Origin of the sequence: Methylobacterium sp. J-059 (assembly GCF_022829485.1) — a bacterium.
Lineage (GTDB): Bacteria > Pseudomonadota > Alphaproteobacteria > Rhizobiales > Beijerinckiaceae > Methylobacterium.
This window is the reverse complement of the sequence record NZ_JAKSYA010000049.1, coordinates 35285-61102: the sequence shown is the minus strand read 5'-3', so window position 1 is coordinate 61102 and position 25818 is coordinate 35285. Positions and strand designations below refer to the sequence as shown.

Genomic DNA, 25818 nt, shown 5'->3' with positions numbered 1-25818 from the left:
AGACTACAGATCCGGCGAGAGCGGCATCTGGATCGAGCCGTCGAGGAACTTCGTCGGCCCGGCAGCAGTGGGATTGATGTCGAACTCGAAGATCTTGGTCGGAATCCACAAGGTCGCGCAGGCGTTCGGGATGTCGACGACGCCGGAGATGTGGCCCTGGACCGGCGCGGTGCCGAGGATCGAGTAGGCCTGCGCGCCCGAGTAGCCGAACTTCTTGAGGTACTCGATCGCGTTGAGGCAGGCCTGGCGGTAGGCCACCGTCACGTCGAGGTAGTGCTGCTTGCCGTGCTCGTCGACCGAGACGCCCTCGAAGATCAGGTGGTCGTCGAACTTCGGGGTGATCGGCGACGGCTTGAAGATCGGGTTCTTGATCCCGTACTTGGCCATGCCGTCCTTGATCAGGCTGACCTTGAGGTGGACCCAGCCCGCCATCTCGATCGCGCCGCAGAAGGTGATCTCGCCGTCGCCCTGGCTGAAGTGCAGGTCGCCCATCGAGAGGCCGGCGCCGGGCACGTAGACCGGGAAGTAGATCTTCGAGCCGCGCGACAGGTCCTTGATGTCGCAATTGCCGCCGTGCTCGCGCCCCGGCACCGTGCGGGCGCCGGCGGCCGCCGCCTTGTCCTTCGCCTCGCCCTTGAGCCGGCCCATGTGGGCGGTCGGCGCGAAGGGCAGGGTGGCCAGCGCCGGCACGCGGTTCGGGTCGGTGTCGAACAGCGCCTTCTCGCGGGTGTTCCAGGTCTCCAGCATCTTCGGGTCGGGCAGGCAGCCGATCAGCCCCGGGTGGATCAGGCCGGGGAAGCGCACGCCGGGGATGTGGCGCGACTTGGTGAACATGCCCTCGAAGTCCCAGATCGACTTCTGCGCCTGGGGGAAGTGCTCGTCGAGGAAGCCGCCGCCGTTGTTCTTCGAGAAGAAGCCGTTGAAGCCCCACTGGCTCTCGGGCTTGGCGCCGATGTCGAGGAGGTCGACCACGAGCAGGTCGCCGGGCTCGGCGCCCTCGACGCCGATCGGGCCGGAGAGGAAGTGGACGATCGACAGGTCGATGTCGCGCACGTCGTCGGCGGAATCGTTGTTCTTGATGAAGCCGCCGGTCCAGTCGTAGGTCTCGACGATGAAGTCGTCGCCGGGCTTCACCGTCGCGACCATCGGGATGTCCGGGTGCCAGCGGTTGTGCACCATGTCGTTGTCGTAGGCCGATTGCGTCAGGTCGACCTTGATCAGCGTCTCGGGCATGTCTCGACTGTGCTCCCTGTTGTTCGAAAATCCGGGGCTTGGCGCATCCCCGCCCGGCCGGCGCACCGGCCGAAACCGTTCAGCTCGCGAGCAGCTCTTTGAGCGCGTCGTCGAGGGTCTTGATGTCGTCGGGGCTGGTGCCGGGGCCGCCGGCGAAGTGGCCCCACCAGGTGTCGATGACGCGCAGCTCCGCGTTCGGCATCGACTCCGCCTCGATGCGGTTGTCCTCGGGCGGGAAGTACAGGTCGGTCGAGGCCGGCATCAGGATCGCCTTGGCGGTGATCGCGCGAAGCGCCGCCTTGGTGTCCCCGTGGAAGGTGTCGTTGGCGCCGATGTCGCCGTTCTGCCAGGTCCACAGCATCGCGAGCAGGTCGTTGGCGTCGCGCGTGTAGAACAGCCCCTCCCAGAACCCGACGAGGAAGTCCTCGAGCGAGGCGTAGCCCATGTGGGTCTTGTCGGCCTCGATCCGGTAGAAGGTCTGCGACAGGCCCCAGCCGGCATAGACCCGGCCGAAGGCGCGCAGCCCCTTGTTCGGCGGGCTCGCGTACCAGCCCTCGGCGAAGGCGGCGTCGGCCTGGAGCGCGGCCTTGGCGCCTTCGAGGAAGACGAAGTTGTGCCGCGAGCACTTGGCCGAGCCCTGAAACGGCAGGATGCGCGGGACCATGTCGGGATAGAGCGCGCCCCAATGGTAGGTCTGGAGCGCTCCCATCGACCACCCGGTCACCAGCACCAGCTTATCGATGCCGAAATGCTCGGTGACGAGCCGGTGCTGCGCGCGGACGTTGTCGTAGGCGGTGACGTCCGGGAAGCGCGGCCCGTTCCAGGGGGCCGGCGTGTTGCTCGGCGAGGACGAGAGCCCGTTGCCGAACATGTTCGGGATGATGATGAAGTACTTCTCGGGGTCGAGCGCCTTGCCCGGCCCGATCAGCCACTCGTTCTCGGTGTGCTGGCCGGAATACCAGGTCGGGTAGACGATGGCGTTGTCGCGCCCCGCGTTCAGCGTGCCGAAGGTCTTGAACGCGAGCTTGGCGTCGCGCAGCGTCTTGCCGCATTGGAGAACGTGGTCGCCGAGCTCGAAGATCTCGTAATCGGCCATGATGTCCTCGTTCAGACCGAGAGGAAGCGGGCGACCTGGGCCTCGTCGATGTCGGCGCGCAGCGATTCGTGGACGATCTCGCCGTTCTCCATGACGAGCACCCGGTCGGCGACGTCGAGGGCGAAGCTCAGGACCTGCTCGGAGACGACGATCGACAGGCCGCGCGCGTCGCGGATCTTCTTCAGGGTCCGGCCCATCTCGCGGATGATCGACGGCTGGATGCCCTCGGTCGGCTCGTCGAGGAGCAGCACCTTCGGCTTGCTCGCGAGCGCGCGGGCGATGGCGAGCTGCTGCTGCTGGCCGCCCGACAGATTGCCGCCGCGCCGTCCCTTCATCTCGAGCAGCACCGGGAACATCTCGTAGAGGTCCTGCGGCACCTTGCGGGCGCCGGTGACGGTGAGCCCGGTCTCGATGTTCTCCTGCACCGTCATGGTCGAGAAGATCATCCGGCCCTGCGGCACGTAGGCGAGGCCCTTGGCGACCCGGGCGTGGCTCTTGAGGGCGCCGATCTCGGTGCCGTCGACGCGGATCGAGCCGGCCTTCACCGGCACGATCCCCATCAGGGTCTTCATCAGCGTGGTCTTGCCCATGCCGTTGCGGCCCATCACCGCGACGATCTCGCCGGGCGCGACCTGGAAGTTCAGCCCGTGCAGCACCTCGCTCTGGCCGTAGGCGGCGTGCAGGTCCTCGACGCTTAAGATCGGCGCGGCCGAGGGGAGCGTGGTGAGCGGAGGGGCCTTGGCCAGGGGGGGATGCGCGGTCTGCAGCATGATGCTCAGTGTCCCAGATACACTTCGATGACCTTCGGATCGTTCTTGACCCGCTCCATCGAGCCCTCCGACAGGACCTTGCCCTGGTGCAGCACGGTGACCCGGTGGGCGATGTCCTCGACGAACTTCATGTCGTGCTCGATCACCAGCACCGAGCGGCCGACGATGATCTGGTTCAGCAGCTCGGCGGTCTTGATGCGCTCGCCGACGCTCATCCCGGCCACCGGCTCGTCGAGCATCAGCAGCTCCGGGTCCTGGATCAGCAGCATGCCGATCTCGAGCCACTGCTTCTGGCCGTGGCTGAGGAACTCGGCCCGCTCCAGCAGCTGGTCCTTCAGGAAGATCGTCTCGGCGATCTCGTGGATGCGCTCGCGGACCTGCGCGTCGCGCTTGAAGGTCAGCGCCCCGAACACCGAGCGCCCGCGCGGGAACGAGATCTCCAGGTTCTCGAACACGGTCAGGTCGTCGTAGATCGACGGGGTCTGGAACTTGCGCCCGACGCCGGCCTGGACGATCGCGCTCTCGGTGAGCTTGGTCAGCTCCTGGCCCTTGTACTTGATCGACCCGGCGCTGGCGCGCGTGCGCCCGCAGATCAGGTCGAGCACCGTGGTCTTGCCGGCGCCGTTCGGGCCGATGATCACCCGGATCTCGTTGGGGTCGACGTAGAACGAGACGTCGTTGACCGCCTTGAACCCGTCGAAGGAGACGGTGAGCGCGTCGACCGCCAGCAGGTATTCGGGGGCGTTCGGGTTGGCGCCGATGACGGAGCCCGGGAGGATCGCGGCGTTCATGCTGTTCTCACTCGGCCGGTGCGCCGTGGGGGACGATCGCGGGGGGCGGGGCGCGCAGACCCTTCACCCGGCGCGTCAGGCGCGGCTCGACGTGCTCGCGCCAGATGCCGGCGAGACCGTTCGGGAAGGCCAGCACCACGGCGATGAACAGCGCGCCGAGGCCGAACAGCCACAGGTCGGGGAAGGATTCCGAGAAGCTGGTCTTGGCCCAGTTGACGAGCAGCGTGCCCCAGACCGCGCCGAACAGCGACATCCGCCCGCCGACGGCGGCGTAGATCACCATCTCGATCGAGGGCACGATGCCGACGAAGGACGGCGACATGAACCCGACCTGGAGGGTGAACATCGCGCCGCCGATCGCCGCGAAGGCGGCGGCGAGGCAGAAGGCGAAGACCTTGAACCCGGCGACCGAGTAGCCGGAGAACCGCACCCGGTCCTCCTTGTCCCGCATCGCGACCAGGATGCGCCCGAGCTTCGACTTCTTCACGAACTGCGCGATCAGGATGCAGCCGATCAGCAGGCCGCCGTTGACGAAGTAGAGGATGGTGTGGGCGCCGTCGGTGCGGATGTCCCAGCCGTGCAGCGTGCGCAGGTCGGTGATGCCGTTGATGCCGCCGGTGTAGCCCTGCTGCCCGACGATCAGGATCGTCAGGATCGCGGCGATCGCCTGGGTGATGATGGCGAAGTAGGTGCCCCCGACCCGGCGCTTGAACATCGCCGCCGAGATCACGAAGGCGAACAGCACCGGCACCGCGACGACGAGGATCAAGGTCAGCGGCAGGCTCTGGAACGGCTTCCAGAACCACGGCAGCGCCGTGATCTGGTTCCAGTCCATGAAGTCGGGGATGCCCGGCGTCGACTGGATCTTCGTGTTCTCGACGCTGGACGCCTCGAGCTTCAGGTACATCGCCATGCAGTAGCCGCCGAGGCCGAAGAAGCAGCCCTGGCCGAGCGACAGGATGCCGGCATAGCCCCAGCAGATGACGAGGCCGAGGGCGACGAAGGCGTAGGTGAGGTACTTGCCAACCAGGTTGAGCCGGAAGGCGTCGAGCAGGCTCGGCAGCACGACGAGCAGCACCAAAGCCAGCACAGCCAGGCTCAGCCACTCGATCGGCTTCATGAACGGGTTGTCGTTCACGGTGACGGACTTGGTCAGGGTCTGGACGGGGTTCTTCATCGTCGAAATCCTCAGCGCCGGACCTTGAGGGTGAACAGGCCCTGCGGCCGCAGCATCAGGATGCCGACCACCGCGAGCAGGGTGAGCACCTTGGCCATCGAGCCGGAGAGGAAGAATTCCAGCGTCGACTGGGTCTGGGAGATCGAGAACGCCGAGGCGATGGTGCCGAGCAGGGAGGCCGCCCCGCCGAAGACCACGATCAGGAAGGTGTCGACGATGTAGAGCTGGCCCGAGGTCGGCCCGGTCGAGCCGATCATCGTGAAGGCCGAGCCGGCCACGCCCGCGATGCCGCAACCGAGGCCGAACGTGTAGCGGTCGACCTTCTCGGTATCGATGCCGACGGCGCCGGCCATCGGGCGGTTGGCCATCACCGCGCGGACCTGCTGGCCGAAGCGCGAGCGGTAGATCAGCAGCGCGACGCCGACCGTGATCAGCGTGGTGACCGCCATCACGAACAGGCCGTTGATCGGGATCTCGATCGAATCGGTGACCTGCACCGAGCCGATCAGCCAGCTCGGCAGCTCGACGCCGACCTCGCGTGCGCCGAAGATCGAGCGGTAGGCCTGCTGCAGGATCAGCGACAGGCCCCAGGTGGCGAGCAGCGTGTCGAGCGGGCGCTTGTAGAGGTGGCGGATCAGCGCCCACTCTACCAGCATTCCCAGCGCCCCGGAGGCGCAGAAGGCGAGGATCATCGCCAGGAAGAAGTATGCCGGGAACAGCGCCGGCAGGTAGGTCTGGAAGAAGGTCGAGCACAGGTAGGTCATGTACGCGCCGAGGATCATGAACTCCCCGTGCGCCATGTTGATCACGCCCATCTGCCCGAAGATGATCGCCAGCCCGAGCGCCATCAGCACGTAGACCGAGAACAGGATCAGGCCGGCGAAGCCCTGCATCGCGAAGATCGCGCCGAGATCGCCGAGGGAATAGTCACCGAACATCCATGCGCTCCGAGCCGTCGGGAATGCCGGAGGGCCGTGGCCCGCCGCTTTGCGCGATCGCCGTCTCCCAGCCGCCCACCTCCTCCTGAGGTGCCGGAGCGAAGCGGAGGCCTCGAGGGAGCCCTCCGGCGCACTCGGCGATCCCTGGAGCCCTCCTTCGAGGCCCGCCGTCGCGGGCGCCTCAGGATGAGGTCGGGGGATGGGGGATCGTCGAAAGGCCGTCTGCAAATCGCGCGCCGCATCGGCGGCGCGCGCATGCGGCCTACTGGTAGCCCTTCGGGAACGGGTCGGGCTTGATCAGCTCGGGGCTGGTGTAGACGATCTCGAACTGACCGTCGGTCTTGGCCTTGCCGACCCGGGTCTTCGACCACAGGTGGTGGTTCGGGTCGATCCGGACGTAGCCCTCGGGGGCGCCCTTGAACTCGAGATCGGGCGAAGCGGCGACGACCTTGTCGACGTCGAACGAGCCGGCCTTCTCGCAGGCCATCTTCCACAGATAGGGCCCGAGATAGGCGGCCTGGGTGACGTCGCCGATGACGGTCTTCTCGCCCCACATCTTCTTGAAGTCGGCGACGAACTTCTTGTTGTTGTCGTTCTCGATCGACTGGAAGTACTTCATGCACGAGTACGCGCCGGCGATGTTGTCGCCGCCGATGCCGTCGATCTCGTCCTCGGTGACCGAGATCGTCAGAAGCACCTGCTTCGAGAGGTCGATGCCGGACGCCTTGAGCTGCTTGTAGAACGCCACGTTCGAGCCGCCGACCACGTCGGTGAAGATCACCTTCGGCTTCGTGAGCTTGATCTTGTTGATCACCGAGTTGAACTGCGTGTGACCGAGCGGGAAGTATTCCTCGCCGACGACCTTGCCCTTGAGCACGTTCTCGACGTGCTTGCGGGCGATCTTGTTCGAGGTGCGCGGCCAGATGTAGTCCGAGCCGACGAAGAAGAACGTATCGCCGCCCTTCTCCTTGTGCACCCAGTCGAGGCCGGCGAGGATCTGCTGCGTCGCCTCCTGGCCGGTGTAGAACACGTTCTTGGACTGCTCCAGGCCCTCGTAGAAGGTCGGGTAGTACAGGAGGCCGTTGTACTGCTCGAAGACCGGCAGCACCGCCTTGCGCGAGGCCGAGGTCCAGCAGCCCATCACCGCCGCGCACTTGTCGTTGACGAGGAGCTTCTTGGCCTTCTCGGCGAAGGTCGGCCAGTCGGAGGCGCCGTCCTCCTGGATGATCTTGATCTTGCGGCCGAGGATGCCGCCGGCCTCGTTGATCTGCGCGATGGCGAGCTTCTCGGCCTGCTGGGCGCCGGTCTCCGAGATCGCCATGGTGCCGGTGATCGAGTGGAGGATGCCGCAGGTCACCTCGGTGTCGGTGACGGCGAGGCCGGTGGTGCTGACCGCCGAGGTGGCAGGCCCCGCCGCGAACGCGGTGCGCGGCAGGAGCGAAAGGGCGGGCGCGGCCGCCAGCCCCATCAGCAGCTTGCGCCGCAGGGGCGAGCGCAAGCCGCGGTCCATGCCCCGATCCAGATCGTGATCCCCGTCAGCCATCGTGCCTCACGCCTCGCATCTCGCGTCCGGCGGCTCATGGAACGGCCGCGGATCGTGGAGCGCACGCTAGGGGCTCGGTTGCGTTGCAGCATATACGCTGTTTTGCGTATGGCCGGCAGGGTCCGGGCGGCGCAGTCTGCTCCACCCTCGACGCCCGGGAACCGGCACGGCCGGATCAGTACAGCGGCTGCAGCCGCACGTTCGGGATCGCGATCGGCCCGAACATCATCCGGCCGTCGGCGAGGCGCAGCGGCGGCAGCGGCTTGAGCGGCACGTCGCCCCCCGCCTCGCCCTCGGGCTGGCGCCGAAGCCCGAGCAGGCCGCCGACGAGGTTGCCGATGAGCGCGCCGCGATCGGCGCCGAAGCGCTGCCCGACGACCGACGCGACCAGCGCCTCGACACCGGCGGCCCGCAGGTCCAGCTGGCCCTCGACGCGATGATCCTGATCGATCCCGAGATTGCCCTTGGCCTGCAGGCGGCGCGCACCCTTGGCCAGCGACAGCCCGGCGACGTCGAGGCTGCCGTCGGCCTGGCGCCAGCGTTCGAGCTCGCGCGCCACCGTGCCGGTGCCGAGCATCGCCGCCCGGTTGACCGTGGCGTCGAGGGTGAGGTCGGCGGGATCGGCGTTGCCGATCAGCGCATCCGCCATCGGCGCCAGGGCCTGCGACAGGCGCAGGCTGAGGTCGACCGCGCCGTCCGAATCGAATCGTCCCGGCGTCGGCCGCGCATGCAGCTCGAGGTGGCGGGCGGAGACGGCGATCGGATCGGGCGCCGCGCCGGCGACCGTCACCGAAGGCCCGTCGACCACGAGCGAGGCGCGCACGAACCCGTCCGACGCGCCGTGGAAGCTGCCTTCCAGCATCGTCCAGGTCGCGTCGCCGACGAGGTCGCCCTGTTCCACGTGAAACGGGCCCTCGGCGAGCATCAGCACGTGCCGGGGTTGGTAGACCTGCGTCACCGCGGTCAGCGGACCCAGCCGGAAGCGGCCGTCGGCACGCGCGAGGCTGACCGAGGCGCAGCGCAGCTCGATCCGGAACGGATAGCCGGTGATCGACCGGTCGGCGCAGGTCCAGGTCCGTCCGGCCGCGGCCTCGCGGGCGACCCAGCCGTCCATCTCGGTGGCGGCGCGGCCGCGGAGGTAGACCCAGCCCGCCGACCACAGCAGCACCAGCGTCAGCAGCAGGATGTAGGGGAGGAACAGGCCGCGCCGGGAACGCGGCGCCTTGGGCGGGATCGCGGCGGGCTCGGCCGGGGCTTGCCCCGAAGAATCTTGCCGTACCGGATCCTGCATCGTTCGCTCCGCGCTCTCGCCCCGTCGCGGGTTCGTCCGCGATCGTCCATGCCGCACAAGGCATGAGGGGAGGCTCGGGGCGAAACTGGGGCGTGGGCGGCGTGATCCAAATCCGCATCACCTCGCCGGACCGGCGGATTCGGCCTTCGATCGCGCGCGGGCCTGCCGGATATGCCGACCGCCCTGATCGAGCGGAGGGATATCAGGCGTGCGCCGGATCCGCGCTCTCCATCGAGAGATCGTCGACGATGGCCTTGCGCTCGGCCTCGTCCTCGGCGAGCCGATGCACGTGCATCTCGGTCGCGCCGCCCTTCCGGGCGCGGGCGAGCCAGGTGCGGTGCAGGCGCTCGCGGGGGCTCTCGCCGGAGGCCGACACCGCGACCAGCTCGGCGATGCCGGCGGGATCGCGGCGGACCGCGATCACCACCGCCTCGCCCATCTCGTCGAGCTCGGGCGCGCTGAGGTCGTGGACGCCGACGACGTAGCGCCGGCCGGAACGTCCGCGCCAGGCGCTGAGCGCCAGGGCGGGGGTGCCGCGAAGGCCGGCGGTGGTCCTCAAGCGCTCTTCCCGCACGTCCTGTCTCCGTGTCCGCTCGTCCTTCAGGTCGCGCAGGGCGGCCGACCAGGACAAGGCTCTCTTGTTCGCCATTTGTTCCAACCTAGATCGGGCATCGCGCGCCCGTCAAGCGATTCGTCTCGTTCAACGGAAATGGGAATTCGCAGGCCGATTCGCAACGTCCCGACGGTTCTCCGCGCGCACGAATCGGGCGCGCGGGTCAGGCCGGACGCGAGGTTTCGCGGCGCGGCTCCGGGACCGTGCGGGCGGCCTGCCCGAGGTCGGCGAGGCCGGCCGCGAGCAGGGCCTTCGAGGCGGTCTCGATGCGGTCCTCGACGAGGTCGAGGAAGGCGGCGCGTGCCAGCCCCGGCGGGATCGGCGGCAGGAACTCGATCACCGTGGTGCCCGGGCGGCGGACGAAGCTGCGGCGCGGCCAGTACAGCCCGGTGTTCAGCGCCACCGGCAGGCACGGCACGGAGAGCGCGGCGTAGAGGTGGGACAGGCCCTGCTTGTAGGCCGGGGCCGCGCCGGGCGCCGTCCGGGTGCCCTCGGGGAAGACGATGAGCTGGCGCCCCTGCGCGATCGCGTCGGCGGCGGCCGCGTTCATCAGGCTCATGGCGCGCGCGCCCTTCGACCGGTCGATCGCCACCATGCCGCCGCGCGACAGGAACCAGCCGATCAGCGGGATGAACAGCAGCTCGCGCTTCAGCACGTAGGCGAATTCGGGAAACACCGTGCACAGGGCCAGGGTCTCGAGCGCCGACTGGTGCTTGGCCCCGACCAGCATCGCGCCGGACGGGATGTTCTCCAGCCCGCGGAACTCCACCCGCGTGCCGGCGACCACGCGCAGCAGCCACAGCGTCACCCGCCCCCAGAACCGCGCCAGCCGCATCACCGCCCGCCCCGAGACCAGCGTCGGCAACCCGCCGAACGCGATCAGCGTCGTGGCGGCGTAGAAGCAGAGATTGAACGCGAGGGAGCGGACGGCGAGCATCGGGACCTTCTGTGACGCTCGTCCTTTAGCGCGGGGGTGCGGCCAGGGCCAAGGGCGCATCGGGCGTGACGCTTGAGGTTGTCCCCGGCCCCACCTCAATACCCTTCGGCGAGCGTGTCGCGCTGGCGCGGATCGGCGGCGCCCGAGAGCAGGCCGCCGCTGCGCAGGATCGAGTTGGCCGAGCCCGAGCTCGACCCGACCCTGACGTCGTGCCCCCGCGCCCGCAGGAGGGCGAGGGTGTCGGGCGACAGGCCCTGCTCGACCCGCAGCACGTCGGGCTTCCACTGGTGGTGGATGCGCGGCGCGTCGACGGCCTCGGCGAGGTTCATGCGGAAGTCGATCAAGTTGACGATCACGTCGAGCACGGTGGTGATGATGCGGCTGCCGCCGGGGCTGCCGGTGACGAGGTAGAGCTGCCCGTCCCGGAACAGGAAGGTCGGCGTCATCGAAGAGAGCGGCCGGGCGCCCGGCGCCACCGCGTTGGCGTCGCCGCCGACGAGCCCGTAGGCGTTCGGGGTGCCGGCCTTGGCGGAGAAGTCGTCCATCTCGTTGTTGAGCAGCACGCCGGTGCCCTCGGCCACCAGGCCGATCCCGTAGGAGAAGTTCAGGGTGTAGGTGTTGGCCACCGCGTTGCCCGCGGCATCGACCACCGAGAAGTGCGTGGTCTGGTCGGGCTCGGGCGGCAACGGGTCGCCGGCCGCGATGCTGTCGGCGGGCCGTGCCCGCTCCGGGTCGATCGCCCGCCGCAGCCGCGCCGCGTAGGATTTGGCGGTGAGGCCCTGCACCGGCACGCGGACCCGGTCCGGGTCGCCGAGCCAGGTCGCCCGGTCGGCGTAGGCCGGCTTCATCGCCTCGGCCAGGGTGTGGATCGCGGCGGCGCTGCCCGCACCCATCGCGGCGAGGTCGAAGCCCTCGAGGATGTTCAGGATCTCGATCAGGTGGACGCCGCCGGACGAGGGCGGCGGCATCGAGACCACCTCGTAGCCGCGATAGGTCCCGCGCACGGGCTGGCGGACCACCGGCCGGTAGGCGGCGAGATCGGCCTCCGTCATCGGGCCGCCGGCCGCGCGCACCGCCGCCGCGATCCGCCCGGCGATCGGGCCGGCATAGAACGCGTCCGGGCCGCCCTCGGCGACGGCGCGCAGCGTGTCGGCGAGGTCCGCCTGCACGAGGCTGTCGCCGCGGGGCAGGGGGACGTCGCCGCGGAAGAAGATCCGGCGGGTCGAGGGCCAGCGCTCGAGGAGGCCGGCCGACCGCGGCAGGGAATCGGCGAGGCCGCCGGTGACCGGGATGCCGGCGCGGGCCAGGGCCTCGGCCGGCGCGATCAGCTCGGCGAGGGACAGCTTTCCCGATCCGTAGAGGCGGTGCGCCTCCGCCAGGCCCCGCACCGTGCCCGGCACGCCGACGGCCTTGCCGCTGCGCCGCGAGGCGGCGCGGTCCGGCTCGCCGCCGGGCGCCAGGAACATGTCGGCGGTGGCGGCCTGCGGCGCGGTCTCGCGGTAGTCGATCGCCACGGTCTCGTGCCGGTCCGCCAAATGCACCAGCATGAAGCCGCCGCCGCCGAGGTTGCCCGCCTGCGGCAGGGTCACCGCCAGCGCGAAGCCGACGGCGACCGCGGCGTCGACCGCGTTGCCGCCGCGCTTGAGGATGTCGACGCCGATCCGCGTCGCCCGCGCCTCCTGGCTCGCGACCATGCCGTGCGCGGCCTGCACCGGCAGCATCCGTGCGTCGTCGGAGGGGATCGGCGGCCCCGAGCCCTGCGGGAGGGCGGGGCCGCCCAGCATGAGGAGAACGGCGAGGGCGGCGCGGATCGATCTCATTCGCTTCCCGATAGCACGGCCGCGACCGTCCGGCAGGCGCCGGTCATTCGCCCTGGCGCCGCGTCACCAGCGTGCGGTTCGGCTCCACCTCGCCCTTGTCCTGGTAGAGCGGCACGATCGCGCGCAGCCAGCCGCGGGTCTCCCGGCCGCCGTAGTTGCGCTCGACCACGTCGCGCGTGAGGTAGGCCTGCAGATTCACCGGGCCGAAATTGTAGCCGACGAGGCCGCCCACCGCGACCTGCCCCTGGGGCCGGTCGCTGCCGACCCCGGTCGGCAGGTCGGTCGAGCCGAAGGCCACGGCGCCGACCTGCCACTGGCCAAGCTTCCTCGTCGCGGTGAGGTCGAGGTTGAGGTAGTCCGGGTAGAGCGTGCCCGTGGGCGAGCGGTCGTCGATGAAGATCCCGTGCAGCAGGTTGGCGGTCAGGTTCCAGCCGTTGCCGGTGTAGCTGACCGCGAAGCGCTGGGTGATCGAGGCCGACTGCGTCAGGAAGCGGGTCTCGATCGGCAGGTAGCCGCCGAACAGGTAGCTGAACCCGAGGTCGTTTCCGAGGTCCCAGGCGAGCTGCGCCGCGAGCAGCGGCTGCCCGACGCCGCTCTGGTAGGGCGCGCCGCGCCCGCTCGAGGCGACCACCGGCTGCGTGAGGAAGAACTGCAGCCGCGCGTCGGCGATCGTCCACGGCGTCGCCCAGGCGAAGGTCGGCAGATTGACGTTCGATTCCGAGTTCAGGGGCCGCGTGTCGCGGACGCCGAAGCTCGACAGGTTCACGAAATAGAACCCGACCGGCAGTTGCGCCCCCACCGGCAGGCCGACGGTCTGGCCCGGCTGCGCCGCCGAGCCGGCCCAGGCGGGGCCGCCGGGCAGGAGGGCCGCGAGCAGGGCGAGGGCGGTCCGGGTCGTCCACGGGCGGCGTGCGATCATCGTTCGTCCCTCGTCGCCGCCAGGGGGATCCTGCGCGGGCCGACCGGGGTTCGACGGTTCGACGCATCCGAAGCATCCCGCCGGGCCGCCCCGAAGCGCGCCCGTGTCGCGGAAACGTCACGCCCGCGTCGGGGGCCGCCCGGCGCTTCGCCCGGCGATCAGCCAGTACACGAGCCCGGCACCGGCGCCGGCGAGGAACAGGATCGCGGTGACCCGCGCCTCAGCCGCGAGCGCCGTGCCGCCGGGGTGCACGGCCCCGCGCGCGAGCCAGGGCAGGGCGGCGGTGATCAGGCCGCACCCGGCGCCGTACCAGAGCAGGCCGCGCCAGCGCAGGGTCTCGCCGACCAGCGCCACCAGGGCCGGCGGCACCGCGAGCAGCACGCAGGACGCCTTCGCCAGCCCCGCGAGGACCCACGCGAAGCTCTCCGGCGGCAGGCCGGCGGCGAGGTCCGACAGGCCGGCATCGAGCCCGGCGAGCGCGCCTTTCGTCAGCCAGACGCTCGCCACCGGATCGAGCACGAGCGCCATGAGCAGGATCGCGCCGCCGCTCGGGATCGCGAGGAGCAGGGCGAGGGAGCCGAGGAGAAGGCGGCCGAGGATGCGCATCGGCGCGGTATAGCTCGGCTGATCGGCTCGGGCCGCATCGCCCGGCGGGACGGCGCGCCGGCCCCTCCGCCGAGCCTCGCCGCGCCGGCCCGCAGCTTCGACCTGCCCGGCGCCGAATTCCGATGGGCGGTCGGCGCCGGGCGGGTGTAGGCTCGCGCCCATGCCCCTGCGTGCGCCCTTTCCGAAGACTGTCTTCGTCCTCACCGGAGCCGGCGTCTCGGCCGAGAGCGGGCTCGGCACGTTCCGCGACCGCGGCGGGATGTGGGCGCGGTTCGATCCGATGCGGCTCGCGACGCCCGAGGCCTTCGCGGCCGACCCCGGCACCGTCCTGGACTTCTACAACCTGCGCCGGCGCGGGGCGGTCGCGGCCGCGCCGAACCCGGCCCACGTCGCGCTCGCGCAGGCCGAGGCGGCGCTGGCGGAGCGCGGCGGGCGGCTGTTCCTGTGCACCCAGAACGTCGACGACCTGCACGAGCGGGCGGGCTCGCGTGCCGTCGTCCACATGCATGGCGAGCTGCTGAAGGGCCGCTGCACCGCCTGCGCCGGCACCTTTCCCTGTCCCGGCGACCTCGACGTCGCCGATGCCTGCCCGCTATGCTCGGCGGTCGGCACGTCGCGGCCCGACGTGGTGTGGTTCGGCGAGATGCCCCACCACCTCGACGCGATCCAGGCGGCGCTGTCGGCCGCGGACCAGTTCGTCGCGATCGGCACCTCGGGGGCGGTCTACCCGGCGGCCGGCTACGTGCGGCTGGCGCAGGCGCGGAACATCCCGACCTGCGAGCTGAACACCGAGCCCTCCGACAACGCGGACGCGTTCGACGAGGCCCGCTACGGCCCGGCCAGCGAGACGGTGCCGACCTTCCTCGCCACTCTCACATCGTGATCCGATGCAATGGCGCAGGAACACCTGCAGAATAACGCAGGCTGCGACCGCACAGGTTTGAAAAACCACGGGAATTGCGTTCGGAAACTCAATATCCGCTTGCGCGCAATCGGACTTTCTCGGCCGAATCACGCAGGATCGCCGTGTCAAGACATGGACGCTCACGGCGCTGTGCGTACAATGGACAAGCTTGGTGCGGTTGCCGCGGCACGTACCGGCGTTCGATGAAGCCACACGGGAGCCAAAAGCCCATGCAGAACTTCACGGTCACGGCCCGCGAGCGCGACACCGTCCTGGCGGCCCTGCGCTATTACCAGTTCTACCGGATGCAGGGTCATCCGTTCGACCCCCGCCAGGATCACCTCATCGACGCCATCGCCGCCGAGACCGGCGAGGCCCTCGACGTCGCCGAGATCGACGACCTCTGCGCCGGGCTTAACGGCAACGCGCACGCCCTCGGCGCCGCCTCCGCCCGCCTAGCCTTCGACGCGATGGCCTGACGAAGCCTCCGCGGGGCGAGGACACGGTCTCCGCCCCCGACCCACGATCGTTTCGCCGCGACCGACCGTTTCGTAAACCGTTTCGCCGCCGCCGGCGTCGTCGCCGCAAACGGTTTTTTTCAGCCCGCCGCACGTCCGCGCCCGACCGGCTCCGCCCCCCATGGGTCCTTCCGATCCGGCGCGCGAACCCAACCGAGCCTCCACCGGCCCCCGCATCCGACGGACGACGGCGGAGGCTTGCGCATCCGGCGGAGGCTCGTGCTTACGGCGCCGCCTTGAGCTGCGCCTCGGCGCGGGTCAACGCCGCCTCGCAGGCCTTGGCGTCGCCCTTGCCGTCGGCGGTGCGGGCCTCGTCGAGCGCCACCTTGGCCTGCTGGGCGGCGTCGCCGCCCTTTCCGGCCTCGGCCGACTTCTCCGGCGGAGCCTGCGGCGACTGGCCGGGCGCGTTGCCTTCCGTGCCGGTCACGCCTTCGCCGCCGCGCTTGGCCGCGGCGCCCTGGCCGCTGGTCGAGGCCGAGATCGCCTCGGTCGACTCCGCCTTCACCCGCTTCTCCAGCCCGGCGATCCGATCCGAGCAGGGCGAGGCCGAAACCGGCCCGATCAGGCCGGGCGCCGCGAGCGCGGACACGGCGAGCAGGGTGGCGAGGTACGCAGGACGCGTCATCGAATGAGATCTCCGGTGGTTGGGAGCCGAGAGGGACCGACAGGACGATCCCGGTGGCTCCGTGACGGAAACGCGGCATCCACCGGCAAGGCTCCGCCGAAACGCGACGTCGCGGGAAAACAGAAGCCTCGGACACGGAGCTTTTCGCAAAACGCCGAGGGGCCCGCTCTTCCGGTGGAAGAGGGGCCCCTCGGTCGTCCGGTCCGTCGCCGCGCCGGCGGGCGGCGCGGCTTCCTTGGCTCAGGCGCTGAGCTGGTCGCGGATCGGCAGCTGCCGCACGCGGCGGCCAGTGGCCGCGAACACCGCGTTGGCGATCGCCGGCGCCACCGGCGGAACGCCGGGCTCGCCGACGCCGCCGAGCGGCCCGTCCCAGGTGCCCGAGTTGACGAGGTGCACGCGGATCACCTTCGGCGCGGCGTCGATCCGGATGATCTCGTAGCCGTCGAAGTTGTTCTGCTGCGCCCGGCCGTTCTTGAAGGTGATCTCGGAGGTGAGCGCGAGGCCCATCCCCATCACCACGGCGCCTTCCATCTGCGAGCGGATGCGCTCCGGGTTCACCTGCGGCCCGCAATCGATCGCGATGTCGACCGCGACGACCTTCACGCCGCCCTTCGGGTCGACCTCGACCTCCGCCGCGACCGCGGTGTGGGTGACGAAGCTGTAATGCCCCGCGATCCCGAGGCCCCGGCCCTTCTCGAGCTTGCGGCCCCAGCCGGCGCCGCCGGCCGCCGTCTCGATCACCCGGCGCAGGCGCCCGGTGTCGATCGGGTACAGCTTGGGATCCTCGCCGTGGTTCCAGACATCGCCGATCGAGGTGGGATCGATCTTGCGCGCCGGGCCGATCAGGTCGAGCAGGTAGTCCTTCGCGTCGCGACCCGCCGCGTGCGCCAGCTCGGCGACGAACGACTGGATCGCGAAGGCGTGCGGGATGTTGGAGACCGAGCGGAACCAGCCGATCCGCACGTGGGCGGCCGCCTCCGGGTTCTCCAGCCGGATGTTCGGCACCGCGAACGGCGTGTTGACCAGGCCCATGCCGAGCTCGAACGGCAGCTCGTGCTTCGGATCGGGCGCGAAGATCGAGCCGATCGTCGGCGCCGCCGAGCGGTGGAGCCAGGCCACCGGCATGCCCTTGTCGTCCAGGCCCGCTTCGAGGTGCTCGGCCGAGATGGTGTGATAGTAGCCGTGGTGGATGTCGTCCTCACGGGTCCAGGTGAGCTTCACCGGCGCGCCGCCGACCTCGCGCGAGCAGAGCGCGGCCTCGACCACGTAGTCGGGCTTCGACTTGCGGCCGAAGCCGCCGCCGAGCAGCGTCACGTTCACCCGGACCTTGTCGGCGGGAAGCCCCAGCGCCTTGACCAGCCGGTCGTGCGCCGCCTGCGGCCCTTGCGTGCAGGCCCAGGCCTCGCACGCGCCGTCCTTCACCTGCGCCACCGCGGCCGGCGGCTCCATCGGAGCCTGGACGAGGTGGGGCACGAAGTAGTCGGCCGTCAGCTTGGTCTTGGCCTTGGCCATCGCCCCGTCGACGTCGCCCTGGTTGCGCACGACCTTGCCGGGCGCGCGCGCCGCCTTCTCGAGCTCGGTGCGGAACGCGTCGGTGTCGTAGCCGGCGTTCGGGCCGTCGTCCCAGACGATCTTCAGCGCCTCGCGGCCCTTCATCGCCGCCCAGGTGTTCTTGGCCACCACCGCGACGCCGCCGAGCGGCATGAACTCCGAGGGGATCTCGCCGCCGTCGATCTTGAACACCTTCACGACGCCGGGGACCTTCCGGGTCTCGGTATCGTCGAAGCTCACGACCTTGCCGCCGTAGACCGCCGGGCGCGCGACCAGCGCGTACAGCATGCCCTCGCGCTTCGTGTCGAGGCCGTAGACCGCCTTGCCGGTGGTGATGTCGCGGTTGTCGATGATGCCGATCTGGCCCTTGCCGATGTAGCGGAAGGCCTTGGGGTCCTTCAGCACCACGCTCTCGCGGGCCGGCACGGGCAGCTCCGCCGCGATCGCCGCGACGTCGCCGTAGCCGAGCGTGCGCTTCGACTTGGCATGCGTCAGCACGTGGTTATCGGCCGTCACCTCGGAGGCCGGGACGTTCCACTGCTTGGCCGCCGCCTGGATCAACATCAGCTTGGCCGCCGCGCCCGCGTGGCGGAAGTGCTGGAAGAAGTGGCGCAAGCTGCGCGAGCCGTCGGTGTCCTGGTTGCCGAAGCGCTCCTCGTCGCCCCAGGCCTGCACCACGCCGACCTTCGACCAGTCGGCCTCGAGCTCGTCGGCGACGACGAAGGCGACCGAGGTGCGCACGCCCTGGCCCATGTCGGAGCGGTGGTTGGTCACGGTCACGCGGCCGTCGGCGGCGATCGCCACGAAGATCTTCGGGTCGTCGCGCCAGCCGTGCGGCATGCCGTCGGCGCCGAACTTCGCCGGCTCCTGGGCCTTGGTCTCGGCCTTGGCGGTGTCGCGCAGGTTCACCGCGAGCACGAAGGCGCCGAGCCCGCCGAGGATGGCGCGGCGGCTGACGTTGGCGATCAGGGTCGGCCGGGTCGGCGCCTCGGCGGCGAGGTCGGCCATCATCTTTGCGTCATGGATCACAGGCGCTCTCCCTTGCTGGCGGGCGCCTGACCGGCGGCCTGGTGGATCGCGGCGCGGATGCGCGGGTAGGTGCCGCAGCGGCAGATGTTGCCGCTCATCTGCTCGTCGATCTGCGCGTCGGTCGGCTTCGGCGTATCCTTCAGGAGCGAGGCCGCCTGCATGATCTGGCCGCACTGGCAGTAGCCGCACTGCGCCACGTTGAGGTCGCGCCAGGCCACCTGCACCGGATGGTTGCCGTCGGGGGAAAGCCCCTCGATGGTCGTCACCTCCTGGTCGGCCGCGGCCGAGATCGGGGTGGTGCAGGAGCGGGTCGCGGTGCCGCCGAGGTGGATCGTGCAGGCGCCGCACAGCGACTGGCCGCAGCCGAACTTGGTGCCGACCAGGCCGAGCTCGTCGCGCAGGTACCACAGCAGCGGCATGTCGGGGTCGCCGTCGAAGCTGCGTGGCGCTCCGTTCACCGTCAGTTTGATCATTCGCAAACGTCCTGTGTGAATGCGGATCGAACCGGGACGGCGCGACGGCCCGGGCGACGCGAAGGCCTCCCGTGCCGCGACGCCCCCCGGGTCCGCATGTCGTTCTCAGAATGAATTCAATCTACGGCATGCCTGCTGCGCGGTGCAACGCGGGCAAACGACCGCACGCGGCCCGAGCCCGGCGCCTGGGGCATGCCGTGTGCGTTGGCGCACGCACGCATAGGAGGGAACGGGCGGATAGCCGAATCCCGATCCGCCACCTACGATGACCAGCTCGATGGGCATTGAGGGCGATGGAAACGGTGAGCTTGGCAGAGGCAAAGGCGCGACTCAGCGCGCTCATCGACCGAGTGGTCGCCGGCGAAGCCGCTGTCGTCACGCGTCTCGGGCGCGAGGTGGCACGGCACAGTGCCATGCCGGGACCGAAGCGGCCGATCGATATCGCGACCCTCAGGGCCGTCACCGCCGCGATGCCGCTGCAGCCGGAGGGTGCCGCGACGTTTGTGCGCGCGATGCGGGACGACGAACGGTACTGATGCCGTATCTCGATACGTCGGTCTCGGTCGCGGCGTAGACCGAGGAGCGGGAAACCGCCCGGATGCGGGCTTGGCCCACCGCCTGGGCAGGCGGGGACCTCGCCATCAGTGCCTGGGTCGCCACCGAGTTCTCGGCACCGCTCTCGATCAAGTTCCGCACGGGCACGATCGATTCGCAGCATCGTTCGGTGGCCCCGTCGGCGTTCACGCGCCTGACGGCTACGTCGCTCGTGATGCTGCCGATCGACGAGAGGACGTTTCGGACGGCGGCACGCTTCGCGGACCAGACCCATCCCGGCTTTCGCGCTGGAGATGCGCTTCATCGGGCGATCGCCGCCGATGCCGGCCTGACGCTCGCGACCCTCGACACGCGCCCCGCAGAGGCGGGTGCGGCCGTGGGCGTGCCCGTCGAACGCCTGTGACATCGAGCGACGATGCGCGCCGCCATCCCGGCTGGCCTGGAAGTGGGGCGCCTCAGACCGTGACCTGCGTCCCCACCTCCACGACCCGGCCCGTGGGGATCTGGAAGAAGTCCGTCGCGTCGTTGGCGTTCTTGGCGAGCGTGATGAAGATCCGGTCCTGCCACAGCGGCATCCCGGAATGGGCGGCCGGGCGGATCGAGCGGCGCGACAGGAAGAACGACGTCGCCATGATGTCGAACTTGAAGCCCTCCTTGCGCAGCAGCACGAGGGTTTTTGGGATGTTCGGCGTCTCCATGTAGCCGAACTTCATCACGACCTTGTAGAAGCCCGGCCCGATCGGCTCCAGCCGCACCCGGTCCGGCCCGTTGGCGCGGGGGGTGTCGACGGTCTCGACCGTGAGGATGACGTTCTTCTCGTGCAGCACCTTGTTATGCTTGAGGTTGTGCAGGAGGGCCGCCGGCGCGATCTCGGGATCGCTCGTCAGGAACACCGCGGTGCCGCGCACGTGGTGCGGCGGGCTCTTCTCCAGCATGCCGACGAGCTCGAGGATCGGCACGTCGGTCTTGCGGGTCTTGTTGAACAGGATCGTGACGCCCCGCACCCAGGTCCACATCAGCACGATCAGGCCGGCGGCGAGCAGCAGCGGCACGTAGCCGCCCTCGAACACCTTGAGCAGGTTCGAGAGCAGGAACAGGAACTCGATCACGATGAACGGCAGCATCAGGGCGGCCGCCGCCACGGGCGACCAGTGCCACAGCCGCCAGACAACGAGGAAGGTCATGCTCGCGGTGAGCAGCATCGTGCCGGTGACCGCGATGCCGTAGGCCGAGGCCAGGGCCGAGGACGAGCGGAACACCACCGCCAGCACCACGACGCCGATCATCAGCAGGCCGTTGATCTGCGGCAGGAAGATCTGCCCCGAATGCGATTCGGAGGTGTGGCGGATCTCGAGCCGCGGCAGCAGGCCGAGCTGGATCGCCTGCCGGGACAGCGAGAACGCCCCGGTGATGACCGCCTGGCTCGCGGTGACGGTGGCGAGCGTCGCCAGGATCACCATCGGCAGCAGCGCCCATTCGGGAAACAGCTGGAAGAACGGATCGGTGGTCTCGGGCTTTTCCAGCACCAGGGCCGCTTGGCCGAGATAGTTCAGGGCCAGCGACGGGAAGACGAGGCCGAGCCACGCGATCTGGATCGGCCGCCGGCCGAAATGGCCGAGGTCGGCGAACAGCGCCTCCGCGCCGGTGACGGCGAGGAAGACCGCGCCGAGGGCGACGAGGGCGCCGGTGCCGTGGCCGAGCAGGTAATGCACGGCGTACCACGGGTTCAGCGCCTGGAAGACCGTGAGGTTTCCGACGATGTGCGGCACCGCGGCGAGCGCCAGCGCCAGGAACCACAGCACCATCACCGGCCCGAAGAAGGCCGCGACCTTGCTGGTGCCGCGGCTCTGCACCAGGAACAGCGCGAGGATGATCGCCACGGTGATCGGCAGTACCGAGCCCTCGAAGGCGGGGGTGACGAGCTTCAGCCCCTCCACCGCCGACAGCACCGAGATCGCCGGGGTGATCACCGCATCGCCGTAGAACAGCGCCGCGCCGAGCAGGCCCAGCGCGAACACGATCCGCGATCCGCCGAGCGCCTTCCGCGCCAGCGCCATCAGCGAGAGGATGCCGCCCTCGCCGTTGTTGTCCATGCGCAGCAGGATCGCGACGTACTTCACCGTCACGATCAGGAACAGCGCCCACAGGATCAGCGAGGCGGTGCCGAGCACCTCTTCCGCCAGCAGGATGTTGTCGTAGCGGGCCGGCACCAGCGCCTCGCGGAAGGCGTAGAGCGGGCTGGTGCCGATGTCGCCGTAGACCACGCCGACCGAGCCGACGGCCAGCGTCCAGAGGCCCGGCGCGGCGTGCGCCCGGCCCTCCGCCGGGTCGACGGCGCCGGCGGGGTGCACGACGGTGCCGGGCGCGGCCAGGGCCGGGCCGTCCGCGGCGGGCTGGACGCCCGCGGCGTCGGGCTGAGCGGCGGTGCCGCCCGGTGTCACGGGTTGGGTCATCGGGTGCGATCGAGGCTCATCAAGCCTGCACGGCGTTTCGCGGTGTGGCGCATCGAGGGTCCCACCGGAGGATGCGACCGGGAACGCGAATGCCGGGCCACGGCGGCCGCTGGGCCTGCCGCTCACGGAATCTCGGCGCCCTGCTATCACGCCCCCGTGCGGGCGGGAACAGGGAGGTTTCGGGGAACGGGGCGTCCCTCCGCCCGACCGATCTCGGGCTCGCCCGGGACCCGCACCTTACATGTGCCCAAGCCGGGGTGTGCCCGACTTGGGTGCGGGGGAGGGGGAGGCGCGGCGGTGCTACTCCGCGGCGTTGCGGGCGCCCTGGCCGAAGCGGCGCTCGATGTAGTCGATCACCACCGTCTCGAAGTCCTTGGCCAGAGTCGCGCCGCGCAAGGTCATCGCCTTCTTGCCGTCGATGAAGACCGGCGCGGTCGGGGTCTCGCCGGTGCCGGGGAGCGAGATGCCGATGTCGGCATGCTTCGATTCGCCGGGGCCGTTGACGATGCAGCCCATCACCGCGACGTTCAGGCCTTCGACGCCCGGATAGGTCTTCTTCCACTCCGGCATCGAGGTGACGATCCAGTTCTGGATGTCGCGGGCGAGCTCCTGGAACGTGGTCGAGGTGGTGCGGCCGCAGCCGGGGCAGGCCGCCACCATCGGCACGAAGGTGCGGAAGCCCATGGTCTGCAGCAGTTCCTGGCTGGCCTTCACCTCGACGGTGCGGTCGCCGCCGGGCTCCGGCGTCAGCGAGTAGCGGATCGTGTCGCCGATGCCTTCCTGCAGCAGCACGCCGATGGCGGCAGACGCCGCGACCAGGCCCTTCGAGCCCATGCCGGCCTCGGTCAGCCCGAGGTGGATCGCGTAGTCCGAGCGGCGCGCGACCTCGCGGTAGACCGCGATCAGGTCCTGCACCGCCGAGACCTTGGCGGAGAGGATGATGCGGTCCTTCGGCAGGCCGAGCTCCACGGCGCGCTCGGCCGAGGACAGCGCCGACTGCACCATCGCCTCGCGCATCACCGCGCGGGCGTCGATCGGCCGGGGCAGCCGGGCGTTCTCGTCCATCAGGTGGGTGAGCAGCGCCTCGTCGAGCGAGCCCCAGTTCGCGCCGATGCGCACCGTCTTGCCGTAGCGGATCGCCTGCTCGATGATCGTCGAGAACTGGACGTCCTTCTTCTCCTTGAAGCCGACGTTGCCCGGGTTGATCCGGTACTTCGCCAGCGCCTCGGCGCAGGCCGGGTGATCGGAGAGCAGCTTGTGGCCGATGTAGTGGAAGTCGCCGACCAGCGGCACGTGGCAGCCGATGCGGTCCAGGCGCTCGCGCACCTTCGGGACGGCGGCGGCGGCCTCGTCGCGGTCGACGGTGATGCGCACCAGCTCCGAGCCGGCCCGCGCCAGCTGCGCGACCTGCGCCACCGTGGCGTCGATGTCCGCGGTGTCGGTGTTGGTCATCGACTGGACGACGACCGGTGCGCCGCCGCCGACGGTCACCGCGCCCTCGCCCTGGCCGACGCGGACCCCGACGGTGCGGTGCCGCGGGGCCGGCCCGGCGATCTCCGGTCCGGTCAGGCCCGCGGCCTGCGCGGCGAGCGGGTTCTGGTCGAGGCTGGCGGCTTGCATGGCTTCCATCGTGGACCTTCGTTCAAGGCCTTGTGTTTCGCGACGTCGCGATCGGCCGGCGGCTGCGCGCAGCACGCCATCAGCTTGCACGGTCGATCGTTTAGCTGCGATTGACGCGGGACCGCGTCAATCCTGCGGCGATGCATGTCTGCACCGCGCGTGTCATGTCGCATCCGCCCCGCGATGTCGAGTTCGCGCAGGCCACGGCCCGGCGCGATCGTGCCGACCCCGCCTCGGATAAGCGTTGTCCGCCAACGGGATCGTGCTTGCCGGCCCCGGACCTCGCGCGCGCTCCGGTCGCGTCGCGCTTGCCGGGGCGCCGCCGTCCACCGCGCCGATTCGCGGAACCGCGACGCACCGGGCGCGCTTGCGCCGGCGCCGTGTCCGTAGAAAATGCTGCGATGCGGCCTTTGATACCGCAGTGCAACAATCCATGTTGAGGCGATGATGACGCCGACTTCGCAGCCCTGCACCGATCGTCCCGAGCCCGGCAACCCGGTCACCGCCGTGCCCGGGCCTGTCTCCGACGGCATCGCCGACCGCCCCTCCGCCCACCCCTCGCATCACGTGCTCGCGGGGCCGCGGGCGGAGAAGAACGTCGCCCTGGCGCTGCAGGGCGGCGGCGCGCACGGCGCCTTCACCTGGGGCGTCCTCGACGCGCTGATCGAGGACGGGCGCCTCGGCTTCGAGGCGGTCACCGGGGCGAGCGCCGGCGCGATGAACGCCGTGGTGATGATCGACGGCTGGCTGAAGGACGGCCCCGAGGGCGCCCGCGCCGGGCTCGAGCGGTTCTGGCGCGAGGTCAGCCTCGACGGCGACTTCTCGCCGGGCCAGCGCAGCCTGTTCCACGGGATGTTCGGCGCGCTGAAGGGCAACCCGGTGATCGAGTTCTGGTCGAAGGTGCTGACGCCGAGCCCCTACGTCTCGAACCCGCTCAACATCAACCCGCTGCGCAAGGCGCTCGCCGCCCAGGTCGATTTCGAGCGCCTGCGCGAGGCGAGCACGGCCGGCGTCTTCGTCTCGGCCACCAACGTCTGGACCGGCAAGCTCGCGGTGTTCGAGCGCGAGCGCCTCACCGTCGACCACCTGATGGCCTCGGCCTGCCTGCCGACCGTGTTCCAGGCCGTCGAAATCGACGGCGTGCCCTACTGGGACGGCGGCTACCTCGGCAACCCGCCGCTCTATCCCCTGCATCGCGGCGCCGTGACCCGCGACATCCTCCTGGTGCAGATCAACCCGGTCGAGCGCCGCGAGACCCCGCGGACCGAGCGGGAGATCCAGGACCGGCTGAACGAGATCACCTTCAACGCCAACCTGATGCGCGAGCTGCGCGCGATCGACTTCGTCGACGGGCTGATCGAGGAGGGCGTGCTCGGCCAGGGCCAGTACCAGCGGGTGCTGGTTCACCGCATCGACGGCACCGACGCGCTCGACGCCTACAATGCCGGCTCCAAGCTCGACGCGCGCTGGCGCGTGTTCCAGCGCCTGCGCGACAAGGGCCGCCACGCCGCGCAGGCCTGGCTCGCCGAGAACTACGAGAAGATCGGCCGCGACTGCTCGCTCGACCTGCAGCAGGCGTACCAGTAAGCCGAGCGCGCCGGGCCGCGTGCGCCGGCGCACCCGACCCTTCGGGCACGCCGGCGCGCGGACGGATTAAATCCGCGCGCCGCTCCGTTAGCGTTTCATGATCGCCGACAAGACCAAGCGCCCCGACATCGTCGACCTCCTGGTGCCGTTGCGGCGCTATGCGCGCTCGCTCACCCGCGACACCCTGCGGGCGGACGACCTCGTGCACGACACGCTCGTGCGGGCGCTGGAGGCGGAAGGCAGCCTCCGGCCCAACACCAACCTACGCACCTGGATGATGACGGTGCTGCACAACGTCTTCATCGACGACCAGCGCCGCAAGCGCGTCGAGACGCGCCACGCCGACGTGCTGGTGCAGATGCACGAGGAGGTGGCGCTGCCGGCCCAGGAGGGGCAGGTGCGCCTCGCCCAGATCCGCCGCGCCTTCCTGACGCTCCCCGAGGAGCAGCGCGCCGCCCTCCATCTCGTCACCCTCGAAGGCATGGCCTACGCCGACGCCGCGGCGGTGCTCGGCATCCCGATCGGCACGCTGATGTCGCGCCTCGGCCGCGGCCGGGCGGCGTTGCGCGCCTTCGAGGAGGGCGAGGGCGCCGCGCGGGAGAACGCCGCGCGGAAGGGCGCCGACGAGCCTCGACCGCGCGCGCCCGAGCGGCCGGGCCTACGCCTCGTGACCCGGGACGGCCGCACCGAGGGGCCGGGCGATGCGCCCTTTGCCCGCCGCGCCGTCGGCGACTTCTGACGGCGCGGAGCGAGACGACGGCGAACGAGA

Annotated in this window: 24 protein-coding genes; 6 read left to right on the top strand and 18 right to left on the bottom strand. The window is 70.3% G+C overall.

Annotation, left to right across the window (positions count from 1 at the left end; all coding sequences use genetic code 11):
• Positions 1 to 3: 3 nt before the first annotated feature.
• From fmdA to MKK55_RS05015, 13 genes are all read right to left on the bottom strand, one after another.
• On the bottom strand, positions 4 to 1233 hold the full coding sequence (fmdA, locus tag MKK55_RS05075) for a formamidase (RefSeq protein WP_147726952.1): 1230 nt from the start codon (positions 1231 to 1233) through the stop codon (positions 4 to 6).
• A 79-nt stretch (positions 1234 to 1312) separates the two neighbouring features.
• Positions 1313 to 2329 (bottom strand): alpha/beta fold hydrolase, encoded by a 1017-nt coding sequence (locus tag MKK55_RS05070; RefSeq protein ID WP_243933581.1) that lies wholly within the window; start codon positions 2327 to 2329, stop codon positions 1313 to 1315.
• Between the two features lie 11 nt (positions 2330 to 2340).
• On the bottom strand, positions 2341 to 3030 hold the full coding sequence (urtE, locus tag MKK55_RS05065; protein WP_147842657.1) for an urea ABC transporter ATP-binding subunit UrtE: 690 nt from the start codon (positions 3028 to 3030) through the stop codon (positions 2341 to 2343).
• Between the two features lie 74 nt (positions 3031 to 3104).
• On the bottom strand, positions 3105 to 3890 hold the full coding sequence (urtD, locus tag MKK55_RS05060) for an urea ABC transporter ATP-binding protein UrtD (RefSeq protein ID WP_147726955.1): 786 nt from the start codon (positions 3888 to 3890) through the stop codon (positions 3105 to 3107).
• 7 nt (positions 3891 to 3897) lie between these two features.
• A complete protein-coding gene (urtC, locus tag MKK55_RS05055; RefSeq protein WP_147726956.1) occupies positions 3898 to 5067 on the bottom strand; it encodes an urea ABC transporter permease subunit UrtC in 1170 nt (389 codons plus the stop codon).
• 11 nt (positions 5068 to 5078) lie between these two features.
• Entirely contained in the window at positions 5079 to 6005 is a 927-nt protein-coding gene (urtB, locus tag MKK55_RS05050; RefSeq protein ID WP_147842653.1) for an urea ABC transporter permease subunit UrtB, read from the bottom strand.
• A 262-nt stretch (positions 6006 to 6267) separates the two neighbouring features.
• Positions 6268 to 7515, bottom strand: coding sequence for an urea ABC transporter substrate-binding protein (gene urtA / locus MKK55_RS05045; RefSeq protein ID WP_147842652.1), 1248 nt, complete (start codon positions 7513 to 7515; stop codon positions 6268 to 6270).
• Between the two features lie 208 nt (positions 7516 to 7723).
• Positions 7724 to 8839 (bottom strand): DUF2125 domain-containing protein, encoded by a 1116-nt coding sequence (locus tag MKK55_RS05040; protein ID WP_243933580.1) that lies wholly within the window; start codon positions 8837 to 8839, stop codon positions 7724 to 7726.
• A gap of 202 nt (positions 8840 to 9041) precedes the next feature.
• The gene (locus MKK55_RS05035) at positions 9042 to 9488 is read right to left on the bottom strand and encodes a hypothetical protein (RefSeq protein ID WP_147729237.1); all 447 of its coding nucleotides are present in this window, start codon (positions 9486 to 9488) and stop codon (positions 9042 to 9044) included.
• 127 nt (positions 9489 to 9615) lie between these two features.
• Positions 9616 to 10389, bottom strand: a complete 774-nt coding sequence (locus MKK55_RS05030; RefSeq protein ID WP_243933579.1) for a lysophospholipid acyltransferase family protein — start codon at positions 10387 to 10389, stop codon at positions 9616 to 9618.
• A 95-nt stretch (positions 10390 to 10484) separates the two neighbouring features.
• A complete protein-coding gene (gene ggt / locus MKK55_RS05025; protein WP_409566019.1) occupies positions 10485 to 12209 on the bottom strand; it encodes a gamma-glutamyltransferase in 1725 nt (574 codons plus the stop codon).
• A gap of 43 nt (positions 12210 to 12252) precedes the next feature.
• Positions 12253 to 13128: a transporter gene (locus MKK55_RS05020; RefSeq protein ID WP_243933577.1), complete on the bottom strand. Its 876-nt coding sequence runs from the start codon at positions 13126 to 13128 to the stop codon at positions 12253 to 12255.
• Positions 13129 to 13245: 117 nt separating this feature from the next.
• Entirely contained in the window at positions 13246 to 13734 is a 489-nt protein-coding gene (locus tag MKK55_RS05015; RefSeq protein WP_243933575.1) for a hypothetical protein, read from the bottom strand.
• Between the two features lie 160 nt (positions 13735 to 13894).
• Between MKK55_RS05015 and MKK55_RS05010 the strand changes: the two genes are divergently transcribed.
• Both MKK55_RS05010 and MKK55_RS05005 read left to right on the top strand, forming a co-directional pair.
• On the top strand, positions 13895 to 14617 hold the full coding sequence (locus MKK55_RS05010) for an SIR2 family NAD-dependent protein deacylase (RefSeq protein WP_243933573.1): 723 nt from the start codon (positions 13895 to 13897) through the stop codon (positions 14615 to 14617).
• Between the two features lie 251 nt (positions 14618 to 14868).
• Entirely contained in the window at positions 14869 to 15117 is a 249-nt protein-coding gene (locus MKK55_RS05005) for a hypothetical protein (protein ID WP_147843828.1), read from the top strand.
• A gap of 262 nt (positions 15118 to 15379) precedes the next feature.
• Here the strand turns inward: MKK55_RS05005 and MKK55_RS05000 are convergent, their stop codons facing one another.
• The 3 genes from MKK55_RS05000 to MKK55_RS04990 all read right to left on the bottom strand — a co-directional run bounded on the left by MKK55_RS05000 (position 15380) and on the right by MKK55_RS04990 (position 18834).
• Positions 15380 to 15781 (bottom strand): hypothetical protein, encoded by a 402-nt coding sequence (locus MKK55_RS05000; RefSeq protein ID WP_147843829.1) that lies wholly within the window; start codon positions 15779 to 15781, stop codon positions 15380 to 15382.
• A 240-nt stretch (positions 15782 to 16021) separates the two neighbouring features.
• A complete protein-coding gene (locus tag MKK55_RS04995) occupies positions 16022 to 18361 on the bottom strand; it encodes a xanthine dehydrogenase family protein molybdopterin-binding subunit (RefSeq protein ID WP_243933571.1) in 2340 nt (779 codons plus the stop codon).
• Positions 18358 to 18834: a (2Fe-2S)-binding protein gene (locus MKK55_RS04990; protein WP_147728433.1), complete on the bottom strand. Its 477-nt coding sequence runs from the start codon at positions 18832 to 18834 to the stop codon at positions 18358 to 18360. The genes MKK55_RS04995 and MKK55_RS04990 overlap by 4 nt, the downstream gene beginning before the upstream one ends.
• Positions 18835 to 19127: 293 nt before the next feature.
• On the opposite strand from MKK55_RS04990, the gene MKK55_RS04985 reads away from it, so the two are divergent.
• Positions 19128 to 19370, top strand: a complete 243-nt coding sequence (locus tag MKK55_RS04985) for a type II toxin-antitoxin system Phd/YefM family antitoxin (RefSeq protein WP_147843831.1) — start codon at positions 19128 to 19130, stop codon at positions 19368 to 19370.
• Positions 19371 to 19432: 62 nt separating this feature from the next.
• On the top strand, positions 19433 to 19792 hold the full coding sequence (locus tag MKK55_RS04980; RefSeq protein ID WP_243933570.1) for a type II toxin-antitoxin system VapC family toxin: 360 nt from the start codon (positions 19433 to 19435) through the stop codon (positions 19790 to 19792).
• A 52-nt stretch (positions 19793 to 19844) separates the two neighbouring features.
• Here the strand turns inward: MKK55_RS04980 and MKK55_RS04975 are convergent, their stop codons facing one another.
• Both MKK55_RS04975 and ispG read right to left on the bottom strand, forming a co-directional pair.
• Positions 19845 to 21842 carry a potassium transporter Kup gene (locus tag MKK55_RS04975; RefSeq protein WP_243933569.1) on the bottom strand — a complete coding sequence of 666 codons (1998 nt, stop codon included), beginning with the start codon at positions 21840 to 21842 and terminating at the stop codon, positions 19845 to 19847.
• A gap of 300 nt (positions 21843 to 22142) precedes the next feature.
• Complete coding sequence (gene ispG / locus MKK55_RS04970; protein ID WP_147729028.1) at positions 22143 to 23462, bottom strand: flavodoxin-dependent (E)-4-hydroxy-3-methylbut-2-enyl-diphosphate synthase; 1320 nt, start codon at positions 23460 to 23462, stop codon at positions 22143 to 22145.
• A 444-nt stretch (positions 23463 to 23906) separates the two neighbouring features.
• Here ispG and MKK55_RS04965 point away from each other — a divergent pair, with 444 nt between their 5' ends.
• Together MKK55_RS04965 and MKK55_RS04960 are read left to right on the top strand one after the other, a co-directional pair.
• Positions 23907 to 25049, top strand: coding sequence for a patatin-like phospholipase family protein (locus MKK55_RS04965; RefSeq protein WP_147729027.1), 1143 nt, complete (start codon positions 23907 to 23909; stop codon positions 25047 to 25049).
• A 97-nt stretch (positions 25050 to 25146) separates the two neighbouring features.
• The gene (locus MKK55_RS04960) at positions 25147 to 25788 is read left to right on the top strand and encodes a sigma-70 family RNA polymerase sigma factor (protein WP_147843667.1); all 642 of its coding nucleotides are present in this window, start codon (positions 25147 to 25149) and stop codon (positions 25786 to 25788) included.
• The last annotated feature ends 30 nt before the right edge of the window (positions 25789 to 25818 follow it).